Source organism: Escherichia sp. KS167_9B, assembly GCF_030295215.1.
In the GTDB taxonomy this organism is placed as follows: domain Bacteria; phylum Pseudomonadota; class Gammaproteobacteria; order Enterobacterales; family Enterobacteriaceae; genus Escherichia; species Escherichia coli_F.
Genome location: NZ_AP025754.1, coordinates 2,439,696 through 2,464,558 on the forward strand (window position 1 = coordinate 2,439,696; position 24,863 = coordinate 2,464,558).

The following is a 24,863-nucleotide window of genomic DNA, read 5'->3' on the forward strand; positions in this document are numbered from 1 at the left end:
TCGCCATGAGCTTTAACACAATCATTGACTGGAATAGCTGTACTGCGGAGCAACAACGCCAGCTGTTAATGCGCCCGGCGATCTCCGCCTCTGAAAGTATTACCCGCACTGTTAACGATATTCTCGATAACGTGAAAACGCGTGGCGATGAGGCCTTGCGGGAATACAGCGCGAAGTTTGATAAAACCACGGTTACCGCGTTGAAGGTATCTGCGGATGAGATCGCCGCAGCCAGCGAACGCCTGAGCGACGAGCTAAAACAAGCGATGGCGGTGGCAGTAAAGAATATTGAAACCTTCCACACTGCGCAAAAACTGCCGCCGGTAGATGTTGAAACTCAGCCTGGCGTGCGTTGCCAGCAGGTCACGCGCCCGGTCGCTTCAGTGGGTTTGTATATTCCTGGCGGCTCCGCACCGCTCTTCTCAACGGTATTAATGCTGGCAACTCCGGCGCGTATAGCAGGCTGTAAAAAAGTAGTGTTGTGCTCACCGCCGCCGATTGCCGATGAAATTCTTTACGCGGCGCAGCTGTGCGGCGTGCAGGACGTGTTTAACGTCGGCGGCGCACAGGCCATTGCCGCACTGGCGTTTGGTACAGAATCCGTGCCAAAAGTGGACAAAATCTTCGGGCCTGGCAACGCCTTTGTCACCGAGGCAAAACGTCAGGTGAGCCAGCGTCTGGACGGTGCGGCGATCGATATGCCCGCAGGCCCATCGGAAGTGTTGGTGATTGCCGACAGCGGCGCAACGCCGGATTTCGTGGCTTCTGATTTGCTCTCTCAGGCTGAACACGGCCCGGATTCACAGGTGATTTTGCTGACTCCTGATGCTGATATGGCGCGTCGCGTTGCCGAAGCCGTCGAACGCCAGCTGGCAGAACTGCCGCGAGCCGAAACCGCCCGTCAGGCACTGAGCGCCAGCCGCCTGATCGTAACCAACGATTTAGCGCAGTGCGTGAAGATCTCCAACCAGTACGGCCCGGAGCATCTGATCATTCAGACCCGCAACGCCCGCGATCTGGTCGATGGCATCACCAGCGCCGGTTCGGTATTTCTCGGTGACTGGTCACCGGAATCGGCAGGTGATTACGCCTCCGGCACCAACCACGTGCTGCCGACTTACGGTTATACCGCCACCTGTTCCAGCCTCGGGCTGGCAGATTTCCAGAAACGCATGACCGTACAGGAACTGTCGAAAGAAGGTTTCTCCGCGCTGGCTTCGACCATTGAAACACTGGCCGCCGCCGAGCGCCTGACCGCCCACAAAAATGCCGTTACTTTGCGTGTTAACGTCCTTAAGGAGCAAGCATGAGCACCGTGACTATTACCGATTTAGCGCGTGAAAACGTCCGCAACCTGACGCCGTATCAGTCGGCGCGTCGTCTGGGCGGTAACGGCGACGTCTGGCTGAACGCCAACGAATATCCCACAGCCGTGGAGTTTCAGCTTACTCAGCAAACGCTCAATCGCTACCCGGAATGCCAGCCAAAAGCAGTGGTTGAAAATTACGCGCAATATGCAGGCGTAAAACCGGAACAGGTGCTGGTCAGCCGTGGCGCGGACGAAGGTATTGAACTGCTGATCCGCGCTTTTTGCGAACCGGGTAAAGACGCCATCCTCTACTGTCCGCCAACGTATGGCATGTACAGCGTTAGCGCCGAAACCATTGGTGTCGAATGCCGCACAGTGTCGACGCTGGACAACTGGCAACTGGACTTACAAGGCATTTCCGACAAGCTGGACGGGGTAAAAGTGGTCTACGTTTGCAGCCCCAACAACCCAACCGGGCAACTGATCAACCCGCAGGATTTTCGCACTCTGTTGGAGTTAACCCGCGGTAAGGCGATTGTGGTTGCCGATGAAGCCTATATTGAGTTTTGCCCGCAGGCATCGCTGGCTGGCTGGCTGGCGGAATATCCGCACCTGGCTATTTTGCGTACCCTTTCGAAAGCCTTCGCGTTGGCGGGGCTTCGTTGCGGATTTACGCTGGCAAACGAAGAAGTCATCAACCTGCTGATGAAAGTGATCGCCCCCTACCCGCTCTCGACGCCGGTTGCCGACATTGCCGCACAGGCGTTAAGCCCGCAGGGAATCGACGCCATGCGCGAACGGGTGGCGCAAATTATTGCAGAACGCGAATACCTGATTGCCGCACTGAAAGAGCTCCCCTGCGTGGAGCAGGTTTTCGACTCTGAAACCAACTACATTCTGGCGCGCTTTAAAGCCTCCAGCGCAGTGTTTAAATCTTTGTGGGATCAGGGCATTATCTTACGTGATCAGAATAAACAACCCTCTTTAAGCGGCTGCCTGCGAATTACCGTCGGAACCCGTGAAGAAAGCCAGCGCGTCATTGACGCCTTACGTGCGGAGCAAGTTTGATGAGTCAGAAGTATCTTTTTATCGATCGCGATGGAACCCTGATTAGCGAACCGCCGAGTGATTTTCAGGTGGACCGTTTTGACAAACTCGCCTTTGAACCGGGCGTGATCCCGGAACTGCTGAAGCTGCAAAAAGCGGGCTACAAGCTGGTGATGATCACTAATCAGGATGGTCTGGGAACACAAAGTTTCCCGCAGGCGGATTTTGATGGCCCGCACAACCTGATGATGCAGATCTTCACCTCGCAAGGCGTGCAGTTTGATGAAGTGCTGATTTGCCCACACCTGCCCGCCGATGAGTGCGACTGCCGTAAGCCGAAAGTCAAACTGGTGGAGCGTTATCTGGCTGAGCAAGCGATGGATCGTGCCAACAGTTATGTTATTGGCGATCGCGCGACCGATATTCAACTGGCCGAAAACATGGGCATTAATGGTTTACGTTACGACCGCGATACTCTGAACTGGCCGATGATTGGCGAACAACTCACTAAACGCGATCGTTATGCCCACGTGGTGCGCAACACCAAAGAGACGCAGATTGACGTTCAGGTGTGGCTGGATCGCGAGGGTGGCAGCAAGATTAATACCGGCGTTGGCTTCTTTGATCACATGCTGGATCAGATTGCCACTCACGGCGGTTTCCGTATGGAAATCAACGTTAAAGGCGACCTCTATATCGACGATCACCACACTGTCGAAGATACCGGTCTGGCGCTGGGCGAAGCGTTAAAAATAGCTCTTGGCGACAAACGCGGTATTTGCCGCTTCGGTTTTGTGCTGCCGATGGACGAATGCCTTGCCCGCTGCGCGCTGGATATCTCTGGTCGCCCGCACCTGGAATATAAAGCCGAGTTTACCTACCAGCGCGTGGGCGATCTCAGCACCGAAATGATCGAGCACTTCTTCCGTTCGCTCTCTTACACCATGGGCGTGACGTTGCACCTGAAAACCAAAGGTAAAAACGACCACCACCGTGTAGAGAGTCTGTTCAAAGCTTTTGGTCGCACCCTGCGCCAGGCTATCCGCGTGGAAGGCGATACCCTGCCCTCGTCGAAAGGAGTGCTGTAATGAACGTGGTGATCCTTGATACCGGCTGCGCCAATTTGAACTCGGTGAAGTCTGCCATTGCGCGTCACGGTTATGAACCCAAAGTTAGCCGTGACCCGGACGTCGTGTTGCTGGCCGATAAACTGTTTTTACCCGGCGTTGGCACCGCACAAGCAGCGATGGATCAGGTGCGTGAGCGCGAACTGTTTGATCTCATCAAAGCCTGTACCCAACCGGTGCTGGGCATCTGCTTAGGGATGCAACTGCTGGGGCGGCGCAGCGAAGAGAGCAACGGTGTCGATTTGCTGGGCATCATCGACGAAGACGTGCCGAAAATGACCGACTTTGGTTTGCCGCTGCCGCATATGGGCTGGAATCGTGTTTACCCGCAGGCAGGCAACCGCCTGTTTCAGGGGATTGAAGACGGCGCGTACTTTTACTTTGTTCACAGCTACGCAATGCCGGTCAATCCGTGGACCATCGCCCAGTGTAACTACGGCGAACCGTTCACCGCGGCGGTACAAAAAGATAACTTCTATGGCGTGCAGTTCCACCCGGAGCGTTCTGGTGCCGCTGGCGCTAAGTTGCTGAAAAATTTCCTGGAGATGTGATGATTATTCCGGCATTAGATTTAATCGACGGCACCGTGGTGCGTCTCCATCAGGGCGATTACGGCAAACAACGCGATTACGGTAACGACCCGCTGCCACGCTTACAGGATTACGCCGCGCAGGGTGCCGAAGTACTGCACCTGGTGGATCTGACCGGGGCAAAAGATCCGGCTAAACGTCAAATCCCGCTGATTAAAACCCTGGTCGCGGGTGTTAACGTTCCAGTGCAGGTTGGCGGCGGCGTGCGTAGCGAAGAAGACGTGGCGGCGTTACTGGAAGCAGGCGTTGCGCGTGTGGTGGTTGGCTCCACCGCGGTGAAATCACCAGAAATGGTGAAAGGCTGGTTTGAACGCTTCGGTGCCGATGCCTTAGTGCTGGCGCTGGATGTCCGTATCGACGAGCAAGGCAACAAGCAGGTGGCAGTCAGCGGCTGGCAAGAGAACTCAGGCGTTTCGCTGGAACAACTGGTGGAAACCTATCTGCCCGTCGGCCTGAAACATGTGCTGTGTACCGATATCTCGCGCGACGGCACGCTGGCAGGTTCTAACGTCTCTTTATATGAAGAAGTGTGCGCCAGATATCCGCAGGTGGCATTTCAGTCCTCCGGCGGCATTGGCGACATTAACGATGTTGCTGCCCTGCGTGGCACTGGTGTGCGCGGCGTAATAGTTGGTCGGGCATTACTGGAAGGTAAATTCACCGTGAAGGAGGCCATCGCATGCTGGCAAAACGCATAATTCCATGTCTCGACGTTCGTGATGGTCAGGTGGTGAAAGGCGTACAGTTTCGCAACCATGAAATCATTGGCGATATCGTGCCGCTAGCAAAACGCTACGCCGAAGAAGGTGCGGACGAGCTGGTGTTCTACGATATCACCGCTTCCAGCGATGGACGCGTGGTAGATAAAAGCTGGGTATCCCGCGTGGCGGAAGTGATCGACATTCCGTTCTGTGTGGCGGGTGGGATTAAGTCTCTGGAAGATGCCGCGAAAATTCTTTCCTTTGGCGCGGATAAAATCTCCATTAACTCCCCTGCGCTGGCGGACCCGACGTTAATTACTCGCCTGGCGGATCGCTTTGGCGTGCAGTGTATTGTGGTCGGTATTGATACCTGGTACGACGCCGAAACCGGTAAATATCATGTGAATCAATATACCGGCGATGAAAGCCGCACCCGCGTTACTCAGTGGGAAACACTCGACTGGGTACAGGAAGTGCAAAAACGCGGTGCCGGAGAAATCGTCCTCAACATGATGAATCAGGACGGCGTGCGTAACGGTTACGATCTCGAACAACTGAAAAAAGTGCGTGAAGTTTGCCACGTCCCGCTGATTGCCTCCGGTGGCGCAGGCACCATGGAACACTTCCTCGAAGCCTTCCGCGATGCCGACGTTGACGGCGCGCTGGCGGCTTCCGTATTCCACAAACAAATAATCAATATTGGTGAATTAAAAGCGTACCTGGCAACACAGGGCGTGGAGATCAGGATATGTTAACAGAACAACAACGTCGCGAACTGGACTGGGAAAAAACCGACGGACTGCTGCCGGTAATTGTGCAACACGCGGTATCCGGCGAAGTGCTAATGCTGGGCTATATGGACCCGGAAGCCTTAGACAAAACCATCGAAAGCGGCAAAGTCACCTTCTTCTCGCGCACTAAACAGCGACTGTGGACCAAAGGCGAAACGTCGGGCAATTTCCTCAACGTAGTGAGCATTGCGCCGGACTGCGACAACGACACATTGCTGGTGCTGGCGAATCCCATCGGCCCGACCTGCCACAAAGGCACCAACAGCTGCTTCGGCAACACCGCTCACCAGTGGTTGTTCCTATATCAACTGGAACAACTGCTCGCCGAACGTAAATCTGCCGACCCGGAAACCTCCTACACCGCCAAACTGTATGCCAGCGGCACCAAGCGCATTGCGCAGAAAGTGGGCGAAGAAGGCGTGGAAACCGCACTGGCCGCGACGGTACATGACCGCTTTGAGCTGACCAACGAGGCATCGGATTTGATGTATCACCTGTTAGTGTTGTTGCAGGATCAGGGGCTGGATTTAACAACGGTGATTGAGAACCTGCGTAAACGGCATCAGTGAGTTGCGTGCTGACCGGATGCGATGTTGTTGTCGCATCCGGCAAAAAAAAGGCAAGGTGTCACCACCCTGCCCATTTTCTTTAAAACCAAAAAGATTACTTCGCGTTGTAATTACGCAGAGCGTTACGCCCCAGCACAATCCCCGCGCCAACCATGCCGCCCAGCAGCACCGCCAGAATCAAGGTAATTGCCTTTTTCGGGCTATCGCGACGAATAGGTAACGTCGGTTTCATCACATAACGGTAAGCATGAATATCAAGATCATCAACCTTTAAGTTTTCGATATCCAGCAGGTTTTGACGAGTCTGATAGTAGTTTGGCGAGAACACCAACGGACGGGTCGCCTCGTGCTTAATCATCGACTCCAGCGCTTCGCTCCCCAAAAGGAACAACGTATCTTGCGTCACATCTTCAGTCTGCTGAACCTGTGGCTTTGTCACCTGCGCCTGATTTGCATACTGCAACGCTTCCTGAATCTGACGGATACGCAGATCTTTCTGTTCCTGCGCAACCACTTCCTGTGTTATTAAAGAGTCCTGCAAGTTTTTCCGTCCCAGAGCAATGTTGTCCTTGAGATCCTTTTCTAGCTCTTGATTCACTTTATCGTCAACTTGCTGAATGTATTGGGCCAACTTCATTTGTGCGCCCTCTGCAGTTTGCCCAACATAAGAAACAGTCAATGGTAATTGCTGGTTCTTAACAGAAGGTTCGATGGTAAGTTTTTCTGGTTCTTCCTGATTATCCAGCGTTTCTGCTAATGCAGAGAAGGCAGAACTGAAGCGACCAATTAACGTCTCCTGCAAATCCGATACTTTCGGTGCAGCCTGACCATAGATAACATTCATGGCATTGTTATAGCCAGCAATTTGCCCCACGTCGGGCTGAGTGATAATTGCTGTTGACGTCCATTTCTCCTTCGCTACTGCCAAATATCCAATAGCCAGGGCAATAGCCACAATGACGGAAATGATGATTGTCATCTTGCCACGCCACAACTGCACTAGTAAATCAATCAAATCAATCTGTTCCGGGTCATGGTTTTGCCCAGAAACATTATTATTTTCTACTCTCATCATTACCCTAACTGACGGAAATTTCCAAGTCCGCATAGTTTAGCGATAATCCTCGTGAATGCTATAGGATAAGTGATAAAAATAATGAATTGTTGAGGAAGTAACAAAAGACAATCAGGGCGTAAATAGCCCTGATAACCAGGGAAAGATTACGAAAGCCCGCTCCCCGCAAGGACTGACGCCAGATACTTTCTGTCCATGGCTGCTTTTCGCATCTTACGTCTTAACCCTGCCTTGAATACCTTATCATTCGTCAAAATATTAATAGCGATGTGCCGTATCCCTGAAAATAATTCTGCTGCATTTCCTCTTCTTATTTTGCAGTCGTCTTCATTCATTACCACGTCCAGACGCCAGTGCAGCTTATTCTCCACGTGCCAGTGGTTTCGGATTGCTGTGGCGAACTTCTCTGCGGTTAAATCAGCAGAACTGATATAATATCTGACCGTCATTTCAGACTCTTTATTTTGTTCTGCTATTACTGACCGAAAGGAGACTGCCACACATAATTTCTTCAGACCTTTCCATTCAAACGTGAAATCAATAAGTTCATCAGGGACATCGCAAACAATGTGAAGACGGATTTCTTCTCTGCCGTGACTCTTTTCACTAATTGCGTAACTGTCATGCTCTGGATTATTTAATTCTTTCAGCGGAAATTTTTCCTCGAAGCCTTTATTTAGCCGCCCCTGGTTTCCTTTTACAGCGAATAAATAATCACCTCCCTGTTTTTGTATCTTCTCTGCAATATCTTTCTGGCAACCCATCGCATCAGTTGTGATGATTTTTCCTTTAATATCCAGCATGTTAAGAAGTTCTGGGATAGCTGTAATCTCATTGGATTTCTCATCCGTCTTGATCTGTCCGATGACCAGACTGTGCATTGTTGAGAACGCACTAATGACATGAATCGCTCCCCTGCGGCGACTCTTGTCATAAGAGTGCCGGAGCGTTTTTCCATCAATTGCAATGACGCCTTTATCATCTGAAGAATGGCAGTCACGCATCCAGTTAATAAAGCACTCGTGAAATTTTGCAAGACTGATACAGGATACAACTCTGGCAATGGTATCGTGAACAGGAATACCATTTTCAAAATCACCATATTGCTTCAAAAAATCGAGATGTGTTTCCCCAAAATCCTCTATATCTTCCCAACCTTCTGCACCCGAAATAACGGCGCAAATAGTCAACAGTAGAATATCCGATAATTTATGTTCCACTTTCCAGGCTTGTCTGTAATCGGGGATAATAGAAATATGTTCCATCAATTTTTTAAGTACCATTTTGTTCTCCTTAATTATGTAAGGAGTATTTGATCATGTATAAGCAATAAAAAACAGCTTCAGGTAATGAGGAATATCTCAATTTTTAAACATAAAATGCGAATTGTTTAGTACAAAAAAGCAGCGTTACGTGATCTTTCCCTGCCCTGATAACAAGATGTTAGTCGCTGCCAAAGAGATCGCGGGTGTAGACCTTATCTGCCACATCCTTAAGCTCTTCTGCCATACGGTTGGAGATAATGACGTCGGCTTGTTGTTTGAAGGTGGCGAGATCACGTTCCAGGCGAGAGTTGAAGAATGAATCTTCTTTCATCACCGGTTCGTAAATGATTACTTCAACGCCTTTCGCCTTGATACGTTTCATAATCCCCTGAATGGAAGACGCACGGAAGTTATCTGACCCGCTCTTCATAATCAGACGATAAATACCCACCACTTGCGGTTTGCGTGACAAAATGGCATCGGCAATAAAGTCTTTACGTGTGCGGTTAGCATCGACAATTGCCGAAATCAGGTTATTCGGCACAGACTGGTAGTTCGCCAGTAACTGCTTGGTATCTTTCGGCAGACAATAACCACCATAACCAAACGACGGATTGTTGTAATGGTTGCCAATACGCGGATCGAGACAAACGCCTTCGATAATCTGGCGAGTATTCAGACCTAAACTTTCTGCATAGCTATCCAGTTCATTAAAGTACGCTACGCGCATCGCCAGATAGGTATTAGCGAAAAGTTTAATCGCTTCTGCTTCGGTTGAGTCGGTAAACAGGGTCGGGATATTTTGCTTAATCGCGCCTTCCTGTAACAGAGCAGCAAAACGTTCTGCGCGTTCTGAACGCTCACCGATGACAATACGTGAAGGATGGAGATTATCGTAAAGGGCTTTACCCTCACGGAGAAATTCCGGAGAGAAAATAATATTTTCAGTACGATATTTCTTATGCATCGCTGCGGTAAAGCCAACGGGTACCGTTGATTTGATGACCATAACCGCATAAGGATTTATCTCTACTACGTCCTTAATTACTGATTCTACACTCGATGTATTGAAATAATTAGTTTTAGGATCATAGTCGGTTGGAGTGGCGATGATGACATAATCAGCATCCCGGTAGGCTTCATTTTTATCTAATGTGGCATTAAAGTGTATTTTATCTGATTGCAAAAACTGCTGAATTTCCTTATCAACTATAGGAGATATCCGATCATTCAGCATAGCAACGCGTGACGGTAAAATATCTAATGCCACAACCTCATGATTTTGTGCGATTAGAAGCCCGTTTGACAAGCCTACATAGCCAGTACCGGAAATGGTGATTTTCATTTCATGCTCTCAGAATTAACTTAACTGTGAATCATGATGTTTTTAGCATCCTGATAAGAGCTAAAAGTTTTAACGCTACGTTGTTCGATGGTCAACGCAACGAAAAACAATTCAGATTTTCTTTATAAGAATAGCTGATATTTATTAAGTTAATATTAAGCAGTAAAATTTAGTCTATAAGATAATTGGCAAAAAAAAGCCCGGTGCAATATACGCCGGGCCTCAATTTTATTGTTGGTTAAATCAGATTAATCCAGCCATTCAGTATGGAACACACCTTCTTTATCAATGCGCTTATAAGTATGTGCACCGAAATAGTCACGCTGTGCCTGGATCAGGTTCGCAGGCAGAACAGCGGCACGGTAGCTATCGTAATAGGCAACCGCAGCGGCGAAGGTCGGAACCGGGATACCGTTCTGTACTGCATAAGCAACGACATCACGCAGCGCCTGCTGGTAGTCATCGGCAATTTGCTTGAAGTACGGAGCCAGCAGCAGGTTAGCGATCTGCGGATTTTCGGCATAAGCATCGGTGATTTTCTGCAGGAACTGCGCACGGATGATGCAGCCAGCACGGAAAATCTTCGCTATTTCGCCGTAGTTCAGATCCCAGTTGTACTCTTCAGACGCCGCACGCAACTGAGAGAAGCCCTGAGCGTAAGAAACGATTTTGCCCAGATACAGCGCACGACGAACTTTCTCGATAAACTCAGCCTTATCGCCTGCTGGCTGTGCTTGCGGGCCAGAGAGAACTTTAGATGCGGCAACACGCTGATCTTTCAGAGAAGAGATATAACGTGCAAACACAGACTCGGTAATCAGCGACAGCGGTTCGCCGAGATCCAGCGCACTCTGGCTGGTCCATTTACCGGTACCTTTGTTAGCCGCTTCATCCAGAATCACATCAACCAGGTAGTTACCGTCTTCATCTTTTTTAGTGAAGATGTCTTTAGTGATGTCGATCAGGTAGCTGCTCAGTTCACCGTTATTCCACTCGGTAAAGGTCTGTGCCAGTTCTTCGTTGGTAAGGTTCAGGCCACCTTTTAGCAGAGAATAGGCTTCGGCAATCAGCTGCATATCACCGTATTCAATACCGTTGTGAACCATCTTCACATAATGACCTGCACCATCGGCACCAATATAGGTAACGCATGGCTCACCGTCTTCAGCCACTGCGGCGATTTTGGTCAGGATCGGTGCAACCAGTTCATAGGCTTCTTTCTGCCCACCAGGCATAATGGAAGGACCTTTCAGCGCACCTTCTTCACCGCCGGAAACACCGGTACCAATGAAGTTAAAGCCTTCTGCAGAAAGCTCACGATTACGACGAATGGTGTCCTGGAAGAAGGTGTTACCACCATCAATGATGATGTCGCCTTTATCGAGATATGGTTTGAGGGAATCAATAGCAGCATCCGTGCCTGCACCTGCTTTCACCATTAACAGGATGCGACGAGGCGTTTCCAGAGATTCAACAAACTCTTTCACCGTATAGTAAGGAACCAGTTTCTTGCCTGGATTCTCGGCAATCACTTCTTCCGTCTTTTCACGGGAGCGGTTGAAAATAGAGACGGTATAACCACGGCTTTCGATGTTGAGCGCAAGGTTGCGCCCCATCACTGCCATACCGACGACGCCGATCTGTTGCTTTGACATTGTTTACTCCTGTCAGGGGGGTAGTCACCGTGCCAGATTGACACATGTTGTAACATATAATTATGATAAATAATATATGTTTATTTATCATACTTATATTATATATAACATAACTTTTCCATTATTAACATTAGAATTAAATCAACTTGAAATATGATTTAATTTAAAAACACGCCTCAAGAACAGAATAAAAAACATGCAAAAACAATTTGGTGTTTATAACATGAATATACTCTACACGATCTTGTTTAAATACAGTTTTTCTATCTTTTTAATTCTACTTGAAATATTATGATTAATCATCACATCAAGACGCGAGTTTTTGCCAAGGATAGTTCTTAATCTTGAATCTTCAATAAGCAGTTTTAATTTATCATGTAAATCATGCCAATTTAAATTCAAATCAAACAATAGTCCATTATCAACTCCGTTAATTATGTTGCGATTCCCTTGAATATTGGATACGACACAAGGAAGCCCACAACTTTTGGCTTCAAGAATAGCTAATGGCATCCCCTCCCAAAGGGAAGGTAATACAAAGATATCCATAGCATTAAGTAAAATAGGTGTATCATTACGCCACCCCAATAATTGAACACTATCATGAAGTGCATTATCATTAATGAAGTCAGCCATTTCACCATATAACTCACCATCACCAATAAAAACACATTTTATTTTTTTATTACTTTTAATAAGTTGTGAAATAGCCTTTAATAAACAAAGTGGGTTTTTTTGTGGCCAAAGACGTCCTATCATCCCAATAATAATATCGTCATCGCAAATATTGTATATATTACGCCGGCAAAGTTCCTTATCATTTTTAGCATATGGTCTGAATTTTTCCGTATCAACGCCATTACTTATTATGAATATTTTATCCTTACCGGTCCTAAGTATGGTTTGTGCTATTTTAGCATCATCTTCATGCAAGCAAATTATTACGTCACCACAAAGAGAACCAATTTTTTCCATTAAATAAAATAATAATTTTTGTAATTTATTTTTAGCAGCAGGAAAGGAAAATCCATGGACAGTATGTACTATCAGTTTCGTGCTACCTAGCCACGCAGCAACTCGTCCTAGCACCCCTGTCTTAGATGAGTGGGTATGAACGATATCAAAATTATGCTGCTTAATAAGTTTCCATAAATACCAAAGTGCTTTAAAATCGTTTTTTAACGATATCTCTCTAACAAGAGATTTCACAAATAAACATTTTATTCCATATTTTTGCGCTTCAATTGTTAGGGGGCCCTCCTCTTTACATATCAAATACCTATCAAATGTCCTTGGGTCAAGACGAATTAATTCGTCCAGGCAAACTCGTTGGACACCACTTAATAGCGGAAGAAGTTGTATGTGAGCAATTTTAATCATATCAAAACTTATACTTACAAGGCCCAAACTTACCAGAAACGCCGTCCTTAAATGCAACGACAGTATATTTAGTGAAACTTTTCTTATCTGTACTCGTTGCAAACCCAATGATGACTCTTAAAATATTGAAGATAGTTTCACGAATTTTATATCCAATAGGAACATAAGGTAATCTCAGCATTTTGAAACTATTCCGAACAAGATAATAACGACGCAATGGACTATGACAAGATATAGTACGTCCAAAAAAAGAGATACGTTTATCACCAATTGAGTGAGCCATAGAAGATTTGGGAGTAATAAATAATTTATAGCCAAATTTTTTTGCACGCAGTGACCATTCAACATCAATGTAATCTATAAAAAGATCCTCAAGCATATATCCAATATGTTTGATAACATCCATATTAATCAAGCAACCTGATGCTATCAGAAAGGTTGCTTCAACTGGTTGTTTATCAAGCATAACTTTTCGTATGAATGGACCACAGTATAAAGTGGCCGGATAAATTTTATTATTCTCAGGGTCATAAAAGCTGGGACCTATTGCTGCAATTTTATAACCTTCATGTTTTAACTTTAATTCCTCATTAATTAAATTCACAACAAAGTTGGGTTCTATGATGCTATCCTGATCAAATAAAATTATATGTGTCGAATTTAATATATCTTTTGCATATTTAATGCCGATATTTTGTGCTGCCGCCAATCCTATATTATTCTCTTGGGGCAACAATATTATACCATTTTGCTGGTTTAGAAAAAATTCGAATTCCTTTCTGTTTTTGGATGAATTATCAACAATAATAATATTTTGTAATTGTGAAGATAAAGAGTCTATTACTTTATAAAATATATTTGGTTCCGGGTTGAATGTAACAAGGATCGCCGTTACAGATGAAGCTTCTGATGACACAATAAATTCCTTCTTATCATTTAATTTAAAATTTAATGATTGGATTAACATAATAATAAGCTATAAATCGATGTACTGAAATTAGCCAAAGAACTGAGAACAGTGTTCTTCTAAAAAAAGCCAGCCTTGAATCGGAATGAAAAATAATTTTAAAACTTTTAGCATATAGTATTGCAATAATAACAAAAGGGCTTAGGGAAAATAACTCATACAATCTTATTGATATAACCGGAGAAAATGATAATGCTGATAAAAGTATTATACTTGAAAGATAAAGAAATGAAAACAAATTATATTGTTTAAAAATAAAATCATTATTGGTATTATAACAGTTAAGTCTTCTGCCAAGGAAGAAATTTATTATAAAAAATGCAATAGCAAATATCGAAGTAAATGAAAACTTGTTTATCTGCGTATCATCGGAGTTCTGTAGATATAATGTAAATAATGGATTAATACTCTCCAATATATTTGAATATTGTTGTAAAAATAAAGGCATAATTGTTGATATAGAAATAACAACAAGTAACCAGGTAAACTTATACGGTTTGGCTACAATATTTAGCATATATAAGACGATGAATAAAATGGCTGAATAATGAAACATTGCTGAAAATAGAAGTAAGCAAACTCCAAGTCGTTTATTTTTACATCGGTATCCCACCATGCCTATGGCTATTGCAATAGCTGCGCGTATTTGCGTACCTTCGTGTAAAGCCAATAATGATATGCAATATAAAAAATATAACCAAAATAATACTGAGATTTTTGAATCAAACGATTTTAGTACATAAAATTTTAATAGTACGGAAGTAAAAGCAATTAAAAGCCAAAGAAATTCAAAACTAAAATCTATTGATTTAAATAACACCATAAAACTTTTGAATCCGACTTCCATTCTTTCATAAGATGAATCATAGATAGTAAATTTATATAAATCCAAATATGCTTGATGGTCGTTAGAATATGGCATTATTTTCATAGCAAAAATGGTAGCACACAGCACCATTATAAAAAACAATAAATTACGAGTTCTTATTTGCATGTTAATCTCTTAAAAGGTAATATGTTTTGCATGCATTTTAGTTTAGAGAAATAACCCTCCCCCAAGTAAAGATCTTGGTTTGCAATAAACGCTCCATGATCTTTTCTTATAGAAATCATAATCTTTAATATTTCAGAAAATACGTGAATAGATAATGTCCCTACGTCAGGTTTTTGACATCTTTTAATACATTAATTTTCCAAGTCCGTATTAGCCCCTTTAAAAATATTTATCAATACTAGTTTGGAATGCTCGGTTAGACTTTGAAAATGAGCTAACACTCTATAATTATTTTCAACTTTTTCATATAATTCTTCCATTTTAAGAGGACTACAAATTTCATCAACTTTAATAAATGAATAGCCTAGCGAATTGAAATCACCTATATCTGGAGATTTAACAACAGGAACAACACCACATTCAAGGTATTCAATTAATTTAGTTGGGCAGGCAACTCTATTTACAACTATGTCATCTCTTAAAACAAATCCCAAATGGCAGCTAGCCATAACATTAATTACATCTTCTTTTGGCAATGAATCAACTGTAATATTTTTATCATTAAAACAATTACCGATTCTACTATTGAATTCACAAATTAAATTTTGCGGAAAGAAAAAGTTGAATTTGATATTTTTATTATATGTCCGTTTAGTTGTCTCTATCATCAAATCAATATTTTGCCAAGCTTGCATGCCCCCTGCATAAATGAATTCATACACATTTGAATTCCATTTATTCTGATCAACATGAATCTTGTTCTTTTCAAAAATTGGCAATACAATAGATCTTTTATCTAAACTAGTATTATATTTAGCCTCGTAAAATTTTTTCATTTCCGAAGTAACATGTATTATTTTAAAGCACCTCTGTATCGATTCCCTCTCAATTATATTATAAATGGATGCTTTTGCTCTTTTACCAAGGAATCTCATTTCCTCAGGAACTACCCCGTGTATATCAAGAATAATTTTATTATAATCACCAAAGGGATATATTTTCAACATGTTATATACTGAGTGAACATAAATTATCGTAGCTTTTTTTAAATATTCTCTTATTGTCCGATTATGTAAAAAATAATTTAGACTCTCTACTTTGCAAGTATCGTAAACAGATATTTTTCTTTTTGTATTTTTCCTAAATGAAATATTTAAATATACTCTCTCCTTATTTTGCGTTAAAGAATCTATCGCAGAAATTCTTTGAAACATACCATCACGAATATTTTCTTCTGTAGGAAAGTCAGCTATAAACAAAATCATATTACACCGTTAGCCAGATTTTAATCAATTTTTTAAATTACTAATAATATTAACAAGTTACATATTATTAGTTTAAATTATACCATTCAGCCAATATCTCTGTTATTCGTGTCGAGGTTTGACCATCACCATACGGATTAGAAGCAGTTGACATTTTTTCATATACACTTTTATCAGTCAGTAAAAGGTTCAATTCATTAAATATTATGTCTTTATCAGTACCTACTAGTCTAACAGTACCAGCTGTAACAGCTTCCGGTCTCTCTGTAGTGTCTCTTGTAACTAAAACAGGTTTTCCTAAAGACGGAGCTTCTTCTTGAATACCACCAGAATCAGTCACAATAATATATGCTTTGTCCATTAAATAAACGAACTGCATATACTCTAATGGTTCAATCAGGTAGATATTACTTATGCCACTTAGTATGTCTTTTACCGGTTTCCGTACTGACGGATTAAGATGTACCGGATATACAAAATTATAATCTTTGAATTTCAATGCAGCATTACGAATTGCGAAAAATATATTTTCAAAACCAATCCCGAAGTTTTCTCTTCTATGACCTGTTATTAAGATAATTTTATTGGTGTTGACATCAAATGGAAGATTTTTCACCATTTCTTTCTGCAATTCCGGCTCTTTGCGAACTTTGGTAACAATAGCCATAAGTGCATCAATAACAGTATTACCAACTATATAAATATTTTTTTCAGCTATATTTTCTTTTAATAAATTTAATTTTGCAGTCTCTGTTGGAGCAAAGTGCAAATCAGTTATAGCAGCTGTAAGTTTGCGATTTCCTTCCTCAGGCCAAGGGGAGTATAAGTCTCCGGTACGTAGTCCAGCTTCTACGTGACCGATCCTTACTTGATTATAATATGCTGCAAGGGACGCAGCTATAGTAGTAGTTGTATCTCCATGAACGAGAATCATATCGGGTTTATCTGCTATAAAGATCTCATTAAGCTTGTCTAAGATAATACTAGTCAGAGATACAAGTGTTTGTCCCGGCTTCATTACATTTAAATCATAGTCCGGCTTTATTTGGAACAGGTCTAAAACTTGATCGAGCATTTCACGATGCTGGCCCGTTACACAAACCTTGCAGCAAAATCTATTATCCCCCTTTAAGCTTTCTATTAAAGGAGCCATTTTTATTGCTTCTGGTCGAGTACCAAAAATTAGAAATATCTTTTTCATATTAAATTTCTTTAAATAAAATGTTGATTTTTGATCTTACTTATATTACTTAGCAGCAGTATGCTTAAAAGTAGTTCTCCACTCGATACTGCTATTGCAGCCCCATAACCATTATATAAGCCTGCAAGTAATAAAAGAAAAATTACCGTAAATACAGCAGAATAAATGAAACTACAACTATACATTTTGGCAAAACCTGCGGCACTCAGGATTTGAATACCAAGAACATTATTAAGAACGCCCAAACACATCCATGGAGCAAGTAAGAAGGCAAAAGCCAGAGTTTCTTGGGGCAAATCTTCTCTAGAAGATACGATCCACCATGTAAGTATAAAAATCAAACTTACGATTAGACCTAATAAAACTAAGGGACGCCCAGTGCGTATAGCTGACGACATGCCGACATCAAATGATTCCTTAAACTTCCTACAACTATGTGGATAAAGTGACTGCGTCAACGGAGAAAATAATGATACTATAGCTTTTGCTATTCGCTCTACAACTGCATAGATACCTACAGTAGATGGCGTATGGTATATACCAAGAATAAAAACAGCACTGTTTGTTAGCAATGTTGAGGCAAGTGTTGCTAAAAAATAATCCCACCCTTCCTTAAGGGATACCATTATATATTTTATAGAAGGCAGTATGAAATTTATATATTTTTTTTGAATAATATATATGTTAGCATAAACCGCGCCAATAAGCACAGGAAATGCTTGTGAAAATATAGCAGTACTAATATCATTTTCATTACGAACAAAATATAACACACAAATACATGACATTATTCGCGATAAAATATTGATAACAGCAACTACTTTTAATCTTTCAATGCCTTGATAAAACCATAGTGGGTACATTGAATTAGAAAATGCCCATAAAAAGGCACTGAGTATTATAGTATAATAATTGCTATCATTAACAAAACTCCAGCATATAATATATAAGACGCTATATAATAAAATTGTTAGAACAAATTTGATGAAATTGGTTGCGAAATATATACGTGATATTTGACAAATATTATCTCTACTTTGTGAAATAGCTCGACTGGAACTGTAAGCAAATCCATAATCAATAACAACCTGGAAATAAGCCATCAGTACCAATGCAAATGCATATTTGCCAAAGCCATCAATTCCCAAGGTTGTTATAAGATGACCCAGCACGATAATCGGTGCAAGATACGCAACACCTTGAGTACATAGCAAATAGCCAGCATTATATATTACATTTTTGTAATCTTTATTTATCAACAAAAAAACCTCTTGCGTAATTCCACTCACCTGTAGAGAAATGGTTGCTTAGAATCTTTCTCTGATACAATAGGCTCATTATATAGAGGCCAATCGATTTTTAGATCTGGATCATTCCAAGCTAAACCACAATCACTGGTCGGAGCATAATAATTCGTCGTTTTATATAAAAACTCCGCCGTCTCACTCAGCACCAAAAACCCATGTGCAAATCCTTCAGGTATCCACAATTGTCGTTTATTCTCAGCAGATAAATTCACACCAACCCATTTACCAAACGTAGGGGATGATTTACGAATATCCACCGCAACATCAAAAACTTCACCAACAACGCAGCGTACCAGTTTTCCTTGCGCATAAGGTTCTAACTGATAGTGCAGCCCGCGTAAAACGCCTTTACTAGACTTCGAATGATTATCCTGAACAAATTCAACCTTACGCCCTACAGCCTCTTCGAAAACTTTCTGATTAAAGCTTTCCATAAAGAAACCACGCTCATCACCAAAAACTTTCGGCTCGAAAATTAACACATCAGGAATTTCAGTTTTAATTACGTTCATTTTATTAATAACCTTTAATCATTTTTAGCAGGTACTGACCATAAGCATTTTTCTTCAACGGTTCAGCTAATATTTTCACCTGTTCAGCATTGATAAACCCTTTACGGTAAGCAATTTCTTCCGGACAGGAAACTTTCAACCCTTGACGCTCTTCAATTGTAGCAATGAAGTTGCTTGCCTCAATCAGGCTTTGATGTGTCCCCGTGTCTAACCATGCATATCCACGTCCCATCATGGCAACAGATAAACGCCCTTGTTCCATGTAGATACGGTTAATATCGGTAATTTCCAGTTCACCGCGGGCAGAAGGCTTAAGATTTTTCGCCATTTCGACAACGTCGTTATCATAGAAATAAAGCCCAGTTACCGCATAATTACTTTTTGGCTGTAGCGGTTTTTCTTCCAGGCTAATTGCCGTACCGTTTTTATCAAACTCAACGACACCATAGCGTTCAGGATCATTAACGTGATAGGCAAATACCGTTGCACCACTTTCTTTGTTAACAGCGACATCCATTAACTTCGGCAGGTCGTGACCGTAAAAGATATTATCACCAAGAACCAGAGCACAATCATCACCACCGATAAACTCTTCACCGATAATAAACGCCTGCGCAAGACCATCCGGACTCGGTTGAACTTTGTACTGAAGATTCAGGCCCCACTGGCTCCCGTCACCCAGCAGTTGTTGAAAACGAGGAGTATCCTGTGGCGTACTGATAATCAAAATATCGCGAATACCCGCTAACATCAGTGTAGAGAGCGGATAATAGATCATCGGTTTATCATAAATCGGTAACAGCTGTTTACTGACTGCCATAGTCACAGGATAAAGACGAGTACCAGAACCACCTGCTAAAATAATACCTTTACGCGTTTTCATTTCATCATTCCTTTTAATTCATCTTGTTCCACCATCACGAACAAGATGCAAAAACTATTAAATTGCTGTAGTCGTAAATAATTCGTTGAGCATGCGTTTCACGCCAACCTGCCAGTCAGGCAAGACAAGCGCAAAGTTCTGCTGAAATTTTTCTGTATTAAGGCGAGAGTTATGTGGACGACGAGCTGGTGTAGGATAGGCTGTTGTTGGTACCGCATTGAGTTTGTTGAGTGCGAGGGGAATGCCTGCTTTGCGCGCCTCTTCAAAAACCAGCGCAGCATAATCGTGCCAGGTTGTGGTACCACTGGCTACCAAATGGTACAAGCCTGCGACTTCTGGTTTATTCAGTGCGACACGAATGGCATGTGCTGTACAATCAGCCAGCAGCTCAGCACCTGTTGGCGCACCAAACTGATCGTTAATAACGGCCAATTCTTCACGCTCTTTTGCCAGACGTAACATCGTTTTGGCGAAGTTATTTCCTTTACCTGCATAGACCCAGCTGGTCCGGAAAATAAGGTGCTTCACACAATGCTCTTGTAATGCTTTTTCTCCGGCTAACTTGGTTTCACCGTAAACATTTAGCGGTGCGGTTGCATCCGCCTCCTGCCATGGTATTTCACCGGTTCCCGGAAATACGTAGTCAGTAGAGTAGTGAATAACCCAGGAGCCGACTTCATTGGCTGCTTTCGCAATCGCTTCGACACTTGTCGCGTTAAGTAATTGTGCAAACTCCGGTTCTGATTCTGCTTTGTCAACTGCGGTGTGAGCGGCTGCGTTGACAATAATATCAGGCCGAATGCTTCTTACGGTTTCAGCTACACCTTCAGGATTACTAAAATCACCACAATAATCAGTGGAGTGAACATCAAGAGCAATCAAATTACCCAGAGGTGCCAGAGCACGCTGTAGTTCCCAACCTACCTGCCCTGTTTTGCCGAATAGGAGGATATTCATTACTGGCGTCCCTCATAGTTTTGTTCAATCCACGATTGATAGGCGCCACTTTTCACATTATCAACCCATTTTGTATTGGACAGGTACCATTCTACTGTCTTCCGAATCCCGCTCTCAAACGTTTCCTGTGGTTTCCAACCCAATTCGCGACTAATCTTCTCAGCATCAATCGCATAACGGCGATCGTGTCCTGGGCGATCAGCAACATAAGTAATTTGCTCACGATAAGATTTCTCTTTCGGGACTATCTCATCCAACAAATCACAAATAGTCAGCACAACATCGATGTTTTTCTTTTCGTTGTGTCCGCCAATGTTATAGGTTTCACCCGCTTTACCTTCAGTAACTACGGTATATAGCGCACGAGCATGATCCTCTACATACAACCAGTCGCGAATTTGATCTCCTTTGCCATAAATAGGTAATGCCTTACCTTCCAGTGCATTAAGAATAACCAGTGGAATAAGCTTTTCCGGGAAATGATAAGGGCCATAGTTGTTCGAGCAATTAGTCACGATTGTCGGTAAACCATAAGTACGTTTCCATGCGCGAACCAAATGATCGCTTGACGCTTTAGAAGCAGAATATGGACTACTTGGCGCGTATGCTGTCGTTTCCGTAAATAACGGCAATGTTTCATTGCTATTTACTTCATCCGGATGGGGTAAGTCACCATACACTTCATCAGTAGAAATATGATGAAAGCGAAAGTTTTTTTTCTTTTCATCATCCAGACCAGACCAATAATTGCGCGCTGCTTCTAAAAGTACGTAAGTACCTACAATATTAGTTTCAATGAATGCCGCCGGACCAGTTATTGAGCGGTCAACGTGGCTCTCAGCCGCCAGGTGCATTACCGCATCTGGCTGGTGTTGTGAAAAAATACGAGCCATCGCTGCGGCATCACAGATATCTGCATGCTCAAATGAATAACGTTCAGAATCAGAAACATCAGCAAGTGATTCCAGGTTTCCGGCGTACGTTAATTTATCGACATTAACAACACTATCCTGCGTATTATTTATAATGTGACGAACTACAGCAGAACCAATAAATCCTGCGCCACCAGTAACAAGTATTTTCACTTAATTTATTCCATATTACTTCAGAGCATGCTGTGAAATAAGCGGCTCTCAGTTTGATTAATAGAGATATTAATGCACGCTACCGCCCCTGGCTTTACAGCTACCAGAGCACTGCATGCATGTCTACGATGTGACGAGCGTTACCCACTCGCGCTAAACCCGAAAAATTCAAACGCTAATTGTCTTACCAATCCGCTCTGGAAACAAGGAAAATCCTGGAAAACTTTGACGAAAATCCTATTGCTAACTCGTTGTTATTCTGATTGTTTATATAAAACAACGGCAGGAAAATTCGCAACAAATTACTTTCGCCACGAATCTTCACTGCCGTTATAATTTTCTTATCAACCGTTACATCCGGTCAGATATTCATTATTCGCTTAACAGCTTCTCAATCCCTTTACGGAACTTCGCCCCTTCTTTGAGGTTGCGTAGTCCATACTTCACGAACGCCTGCATATAGCCCATTTTTTTACCGCAGTCGTAGCTGTCTCCAGTCATCAGCATGGCATCAACGGACTGTTTCTTCGCCAGTTCGGCAATGGCATCAGTGAGTTGGATACGTCCCCATGCACCTGGCTGAGTGCGTTCCAGTTCCGGCCAAATATCGGCAGAAAGCACATAGCGACCAACGGCCATGATGTCTGAGTCCAGCGTCTGCGGTTGATCCGGTTTTTCGATAAATTCAACAATGCGGCTGACTTTACCTTCACGATCCAGTGGTTCTTTGGTTTGGATGACGGAGTATTCAGAGAGATCGCCCGGCATACGTTTTGCCAGCACCTGGCTGCGGCCCGTTTCGTTGAAGCGCGCAATCATGGCAGCAAGGTTGTAGCGCAGCGGGTCGGCGCTGGCGTCGTCGATCACAACGTCCGGCAATACCACAACAAATGGGTTGTCACCAATGGCGGGTCGTGCACACAAAATGGAGTGGCCTAAACCTAAAGGTTCGCCCTGACGCACGTTCATAATGGTCACGCCCGGCGGACAGATGGACTGTACTTCCGCCAGCAGCTGACGCTTCACGCGCAGTTCAAGGAGAGATTCTAATTCATAAGAGGTGTCGAAGTGGTTTTCGACCGCGTTCTTGGACGCGTGAGTTACCAGGAGGATTTCTTTGATCCCTGCAGCCACAATCTCGTCAACAATGTACTGAATCATTGGCTTATCGACGATCGGTAGCATCTCTTTGGGAATCGCCTTAGTGGCAGGCAACATATGCATCCCAAGACCCGCTACAGGAATAACTGCTTTTAAATTCGTCATTATTTCATCCACCTGTAAAATGGTTGCTGAATTATAGCTTGTTCGATTTTTTTCGCCAGCATCAATTACCCTGAATTGATTACTGAATTACTTGTGATGTTACGCCGCTTCGTTGTGGATTGCAGTAGCATTGTTCCTAAGTATGGCTCCATTTTTCCAGGAATGGTCGCAAATCTACTCCCTCCGTTCCGGCAATCTAAAGTTAATCTTTTCCACATTAACAATATGGTGATTAATCCTGTCGATATCGACGGAGCTTTGTCCTTTTTCATTCACCGCATGAACATTTGCAAGAGACAGCAGTGTTTCTTTTTTAGCCATGAATTTACCACGAACGTCCTGGCGCAAGTCGAAGTTCATGGTCAATGCAGGCCCAACAGAAAATTCCTGCATCACATTGATATTTCTCATAAAAAAGTGTTGCGGCTGGTTATGTAGTTCCAGTGATGCGTGTTTCATTTCAATATTGGTGAGTGCAACAAAAGAGAGCGCATTTCCGGCAGAAATCTGAATTCCGCGTAATTTTCTGGTCAGCTGTGTATTATCCAAACGAATGTTATTGAGCTTAAAATTTTGTGGGATCGATAAGTATTTTCCTTTGATTACGCCATAACCAATTAATAACCCAGCGCTATTAGCTATATCTATATTATCGATTATGAAATTATCACAGCCATATATGGCAATCGTTGCGTTATCAATACCTGCTTTTTTACTGTAATCCGGTGTTATGTTCTTCGCATTTACGTTACGGATGACGAAATGTTTGCCGTTCTCAACATGAATCAACTGCCGACAGTCCGATCCGGTGATATTCGCCACAACAAAGTTTTTCACTGCCTGGTCTTCCGGGTAGTTGTTATCGTAAGTACTCCCCGCAAGACCTATGCCAATGCCCCAGTTGATTTTGCCGTTAGTACAGTTGATGCGCTCGATGACATGGTCAGATATCAAAATATCACGGTCGTTAATCGCCACATTCCATTCAATGGCGTCGCCCTGGAGGTCGCTGAACTTACAGTTGGTGATGTTGGCACCGATAATCTGGTTATGAAATCCCTGGCGTAAGATAGCGTAGTTAGCATGGCTAACGGTCAGGTTATCGATGGTCAGGTTGTGCATGACGCGTTTGTTTTTGCCACCGATATAAATCTGCGTTACTGGGCCAAAGCCGCTCATCGCCAGCCCTTTGATGGTGCAGTCAGAACCACGCACATCCAGGGTGATGTTATGCATACTGCCGCCCTTCTCCCCTGTCACCTGGCTACCGTCCTGTAAGACAAATCGCCCTCTGCCGTTGCCGCGCAGGCTTCCCAGGATGTGTAACGTTTTGCCAGGGGGGATGAAGATGCCAGTGTTGATATTGTCACAAACCAATCCGGCAGGCACGACAACTGTTTGCCCTTCGCTGAAGGCTTGTTTAAATGAGGCGATCCAGTCGTGTGGGTTGTAGTCGTTAATGTTAACGCTTTGTCGGGCGGGAAGTGCGCGAGCGAAAGGGGTATGGAGGAAGGCAAGCGCGGAGCTTGCCGTCAGGAAGGTGCGTCGGGAGAGTTTTTTAAATGGCATACG

23 protein-coding genes are annotated in these 24,863 nt (G+C 43.5%); 7 read left to right on the plus strand and 16 right to left on the minus strand.

All coding sequences use genetic code 11. The features are described 5' to 3' along the window. Window positions 1-5: 5 nt before the first annotated feature. From hisD to hisIE, 7 genes are read left to right on the plus strand one after another with little or no spacing between them, the layout of a single operon-like run. Window positions 6-1,310 carry a histidinol dehydrogenase gene (gene hisD, locus QUE34_RS12320; RefSeq protein ID WP_032303298.1) on the plus strand — a complete coding sequence of 435 codons (1,305 nt, stop codon included), beginning with the start codon at window positions 6-8 and terminating at the stop codon, window positions 1,308-1,310. After that, complete coding sequence (gene hisC / locus QUE34_RS12325) at window positions 1,307-2,377, plus strand: histidinol-phosphate transaminase (RefSeq protein WP_032303299.1); 1,071 nt, start codon at window positions 1,307-1,309, stop codon at window positions 2,375-2,377. The genes hisD and hisC overlap by 4 nt, the downstream gene beginning before the upstream one ends. Continuing rightward, on the plus strand, window positions 2,377-3,444 hold the full coding sequence (hisB, locus tag QUE34_RS12330; protein ID WP_000080079.1) for a bifunctional histidinol-phosphatase/imidazoleglycerol-phosphate dehydratase HisB: 1,068 nt from the start codon (window positions 2,377-2,379) through the stop codon (window positions 3,442-3,444). Before hisC ends, hisB begins: the two co-directional genes overlap by 1 nt. Continuing rightward, window positions 3,444-4,034, plus strand: coding sequence for an imidazole glycerol phosphate synthase subunit HisH (gene hisH / locus QUE34_RS12335; protein ID WP_001103560.1), 591 nt, complete (start codon window positions 3,444-3,446; stop codon window positions 4,032-4,034). Before hisB ends, hisH begins: the two co-directional genes overlap by 1 nt. Continuing rightward, window positions 4,034-4,771: a 1-(5-phosphoribosyl)-5-[(5-phosphoribosylamino)methylideneamino]imidazole-4-carboxamide isomerase gene (hisA, locus tag QUE34_RS12340; RefSeq protein ID WP_000586449.1), complete on the plus strand. Its 738-nt coding sequence runs from the start codon at window positions 4,034-4,036 to the stop codon at window positions 4,769-4,771. The genes hisH and hisA overlap by 1 nt, the downstream gene beginning before the upstream one ends. Then, window positions 4,753-5,529 (plus strand): imidazole glycerol phosphate synthase subunit HisF, encoded by a 777-nt coding sequence (hisF, locus tag QUE34_RS12345; RefSeq protein ID WP_000880182.1) that lies wholly within the window; start codon window positions 4,753-4,755, stop codon window positions 5,527-5,529. The genes hisA and hisF overlap by 19 nt, the downstream gene beginning before the upstream one ends. Next, window positions 5,523-6,134 (plus strand): bifunctional phosphoribosyl-AMP cyclohydrolase/phosphoribosyl-ATP diphosphatase HisIE, encoded by a 612-nt coding sequence (gene hisIE, locus QUE34_RS12350; RefSeq protein WP_032303300.1) that lies wholly within the window; start codon window positions 5,523-5,525, stop codon window positions 6,132-6,134. The genes hisF and hisIE overlap by 7 nt, the downstream gene beginning before the upstream one ends. A gap of 94 nt (window positions 6,135-6,228) precedes the next feature. On the opposite strand, the gene wzzB is transcribed toward hisIE, so the two are convergent. The 16 genes from wzzB to wcaM form a co-directional block, all read right to left on the minus strand. After that, on the minus strand, window positions 6,229-7,206 hold the full coding sequence (wzzB, locus tag QUE34_RS12355) for an LPS O-antigen chain length determinant protein WzzB (protein WP_032303301.1): 978 nt from the start codon (window positions 7,204-7,206) through the stop codon (window positions 6,229-6,231). Between the two features lie 149 nt (window positions 7,207-7,355). Beyond that, complete coding sequence (locus QUE34_RS12360; RefSeq protein WP_032303302.1) at window positions 7,356-8,492, minus strand: ISAs1 family transposase; 1,137 nt, start codon at window positions 8,490-8,492, stop codon at window positions 7,356-7,358. A 160-nt stretch (window positions 8,493-8,652) separates the two neighbouring features. Continuing rightward, window positions 8,653-9,819 (minus strand): UDP-glucose 6-dehydrogenase, encoded by a 1,167-nt coding sequence (gene ugd, locus QUE34_RS12365; protein ID WP_000704862.1) that lies wholly within the window; start codon window positions 9,817-9,819, stop codon window positions 8,653-8,655. Window positions 9,820-10,067: 248 nt separating this feature from the next. After that, window positions 10,068-11,474 (minus strand): NADP-dependent phosphogluconate dehydrogenase, encoded by a 1,407-nt coding sequence (gene gnd / locus QUE34_RS12370; RefSeq protein ID WP_000043483.1) that lies wholly within the window; start codon window positions 11,472-11,474, stop codon window positions 10,068-10,070. A 234-nt stretch (window positions 11,475-11,708) separates the two neighbouring features. Beyond that, entirely contained in the window at window positions 11,709-12,854 is a 1,146-nt protein-coding gene (locus QUE34_RS12375) for a glycosyltransferase family 4 protein (RefSeq protein ID WP_032303304.1), read from the minus strand. Window position 12,855: 1 nt separating this feature from the next. Next, a complete protein-coding gene (locus tag QUE34_RS12380) occupies window positions 12,856-13,770 on the minus strand; it encodes a glycosyltransferase family 2 protein (protein WP_032303305.1) in 915 nt (304 codons plus the stop codon). A gap of 25 nt (window positions 13,771-13,795) precedes the next feature. Further along, on the minus strand, window positions 13,796-14,815 hold the full coding sequence (locus tag QUE34_RS12385; RefSeq protein ID WP_105268643.1) for an EpsG family protein: 1,020 nt from the start codon (window positions 14,813-14,815) through the stop codon (window positions 13,796-13,798). Window positions 14,816-15,006: 191 nt separating this feature from the next. Beyond that, window positions 15,007-16,080 carry a glycosyltransferase family protein gene (locus QUE34_RS12390; protein ID WP_105268642.1) on the minus strand — a complete coding sequence of 358 codons (1,074 nt, stop codon included), beginning with the start codon at window positions 16,078-16,080 and terminating at the stop codon, window positions 15,007-15,009. A 67-nt stretch (window positions 16,081-16,147) separates the two neighbouring features. Continuing rightward, window positions 16,148-17,281 (minus strand): non-hydrolyzing UDP-N-acetylglucosamine 2-epimerase, encoded by a 1,134-nt coding sequence (gene wecB, locus QUE34_RS12395; protein WP_032303307.1) that lies wholly within the window; start codon window positions 17,279-17,281, stop codon window positions 16,148-16,150. An 11-nt stretch (window positions 17,282-17,292) separates the two neighbouring features. Further along, window positions 17,293-18,540, minus strand: coding sequence for an oligosaccharide flippase family protein (locus QUE34_RS12400; RefSeq protein ID WP_064735145.1), 1,248 nt, complete (start codon window positions 18,538-18,540; stop codon window positions 17,293-17,295). A gap of 26 nt (window positions 18,541-18,566) precedes the next feature. Beyond that, window positions 18,567-19,100, minus strand: a complete 534-nt coding sequence (gene rfbC, locus QUE34_RS12405; RefSeq protein WP_032303308.1) for a dTDP-4-dehydrorhamnose 3,5-epimerase — start codon at window positions 19,098-19,100, stop codon at window positions 18,567-18,569. Between the two features lie 4 nt (window positions 19,101-19,104). Beyond that, window positions 19,105-19,983, minus strand: coding sequence for a glucose-1-phosphate thymidylyltransferase RfbA (rfbA, locus tag QUE34_RS12410; RefSeq protein ID WP_105268641.1), 879 nt, complete (start codon window positions 19,981-19,983; stop codon window positions 19,105-19,107). Window positions 19,984-20,040: 57 nt separating this feature from the next. Further along, entirely contained in the window at window positions 20,041-20,940 is a 900-nt protein-coding gene (gene rfbD, locus QUE34_RS12415) for a dTDP-4-dehydrorhamnose reductase (protein ID WP_001023640.1), read from the minus strand. Beyond that, window positions 20,940-22,025: a dTDP-glucose 4,6-dehydratase gene (gene rfbB / locus QUE34_RS12420; protein ID WP_032303311.1), complete on the minus strand. Its 1,086-nt coding sequence runs from the start codon at window positions 22,023-22,025 to the stop codon at window positions 20,940-20,942. The genes rfbD and rfbB overlap by 1 nt, the downstream gene beginning before the upstream one ends. Window positions 22,026-22,397: 372 nt before the next feature. Beyond that, window positions 22,398-23,291 (minus strand): UTP--glucose-1-phosphate uridylyltransferase GalF, encoded by an 894-nt coding sequence (gene galF / locus QUE34_RS12425; protein WP_000183032.1) that lies wholly within the window; start codon window positions 23,289-23,291, stop codon window positions 22,398-22,400. A 174-nt stretch (window positions 23,292-23,465) separates the two neighbouring features. After that, complete coding sequence (gene wcaM, locus QUE34_RS12430; protein ID WP_032303312.1) at window positions 23,466-24,860, minus strand: colanic acid biosynthesis protein WcaM; 1,395 nt, start codon at window positions 24,858-24,860, stop codon at window positions 23,466-23,468. Window positions 24,861-24,863: the final 3 nt, after the last annotated feature.

Bases quoted from the DNA above. Each gene is read 5' to 3' on its own strand.
- hisD (WP_032303298.1), top strand. From the start codon at position 6: ATGAGCTTTAACACAATCATTGACTGGAATAGCTGTACTGCGGAGCAA.
- hisC (WP_032303299.1), top strand. From the start codon at position 1,307: ATGAGCACCGTGACTATTACCGATTTAGCGCGTGAAAACGTCCGCAAC.
- hisB (WP_000080079.1), top strand. From the start codon at position 2,377: ATGAGTCAGAAGTATCTTTTTATCGATCGCGATGGAACCCTGATTAGC.
- hisH (WP_001103560.1), top strand. From the start codon at position 3,444: ATGAACGTGGTGATCCTTGATACCGGCTGCGCCAATTTGAACTCGGTG.
- hisA (WP_000586449.1), top strand. From the start codon at position 4,034: ATGATTATTCCGGCATTAGATTTAATCGACGGCACCGTGGTGCGTCTC.
- hisF (WP_000880182.1), top strand. From the start codon at position 4,753: ATGCTGGCAAAACGCATAATTCCATGTCTCGACGTTCGTGATGGTCAG.
- hisIE (WP_032303300.1), top strand. From the start codon at position 5,523: ATGTTAACAGAACAACAACGTCGCGAACTGGACTGGGAAAAAACCGAC.
- wzzB (WP_032303301.1), bottom strand. From the start codon at position 7,206: ATGAGAGTAGAAAATAATAATGTTTCTGGGCAAAACCATGACCCGGAA.
- QUE34_RS12360 (WP_032303302.1), bottom strand. From the start codon at position 8,492: ATGGTACTTAAAAAATTGATGGAACATATTTCTATTATCCCCGATTAC.
- ugd (WP_000704862.1), bottom strand. From the start codon at position 9,819: ATGAAAATCACCATTTCCGGTACTGGCTATGTAGGCTTGTCAAACGGG.
- gnd (WP_000043483.1), bottom strand. From the start codon at position 11,474: ATGTCAAAGCAACAGATCGGCGTCGTCGGTATGGCAGTGATGGGGCGC.
- QUE34_RS12375 (WP_032303304.1), bottom strand. From the start codon at position 12,854: ATGATTAAAATTGCTCACATACAACTTCTTCCGCTATTAAGTGGTGTC.
- QUE34_RS12385 (WP_105268643.1), bottom strand. From the start codon at position 14,815: ATGCAAATAAGAACTCGTAATTTATTGTTTTTTATAATGGTGCTGTGT.
- QUE34_RS12390 (WP_105268642.1), bottom strand. From the start codon at position 16,080: ATGATTTTGTTTATAGCTGACTTTCCTACAGAAGAAAATATTCGTGAT.
- wecB (WP_032303307.1), bottom strand. From the start codon at position 17,281: ATGAAAAAGATATTTCTAATTTTTGGTACTCGACCAGAAGCAATAAAA.
- rfbC (WP_032303308.1), bottom strand. From the start codon at position 19,100: ATGAACGTAATTAAAACTGAAATTCCTGATGTGTTAATTTTCGAGCCG.
- rfbA (WP_105268641.1), bottom strand. From the start codon at position 19,983: ATGAAAACGCGTAAAGGTATTATTTTAGCAGGTGGTTCTGGTACTCGT.
- rfbD (WP_001023640.1), bottom strand. From the start codon at position 20,940: ATGAATATCCTCCTATTCGGCAAAACAGGGCAGGTAGGTTGGGAACTA.
- galF (WP_000183032.1), bottom strand. From the start codon at position 23,291: ATGACGAATTTAAAAGCAGTTATTCCTGTAGCGGGTCTTGGGATGCAT.
- wcaM (WP_032303312.1), bottom strand. From the start codon at position 24,860: ATGCCATTTAAAAAACTCTCCCGACGCACCTTCCTGACGGCAAGCTCC.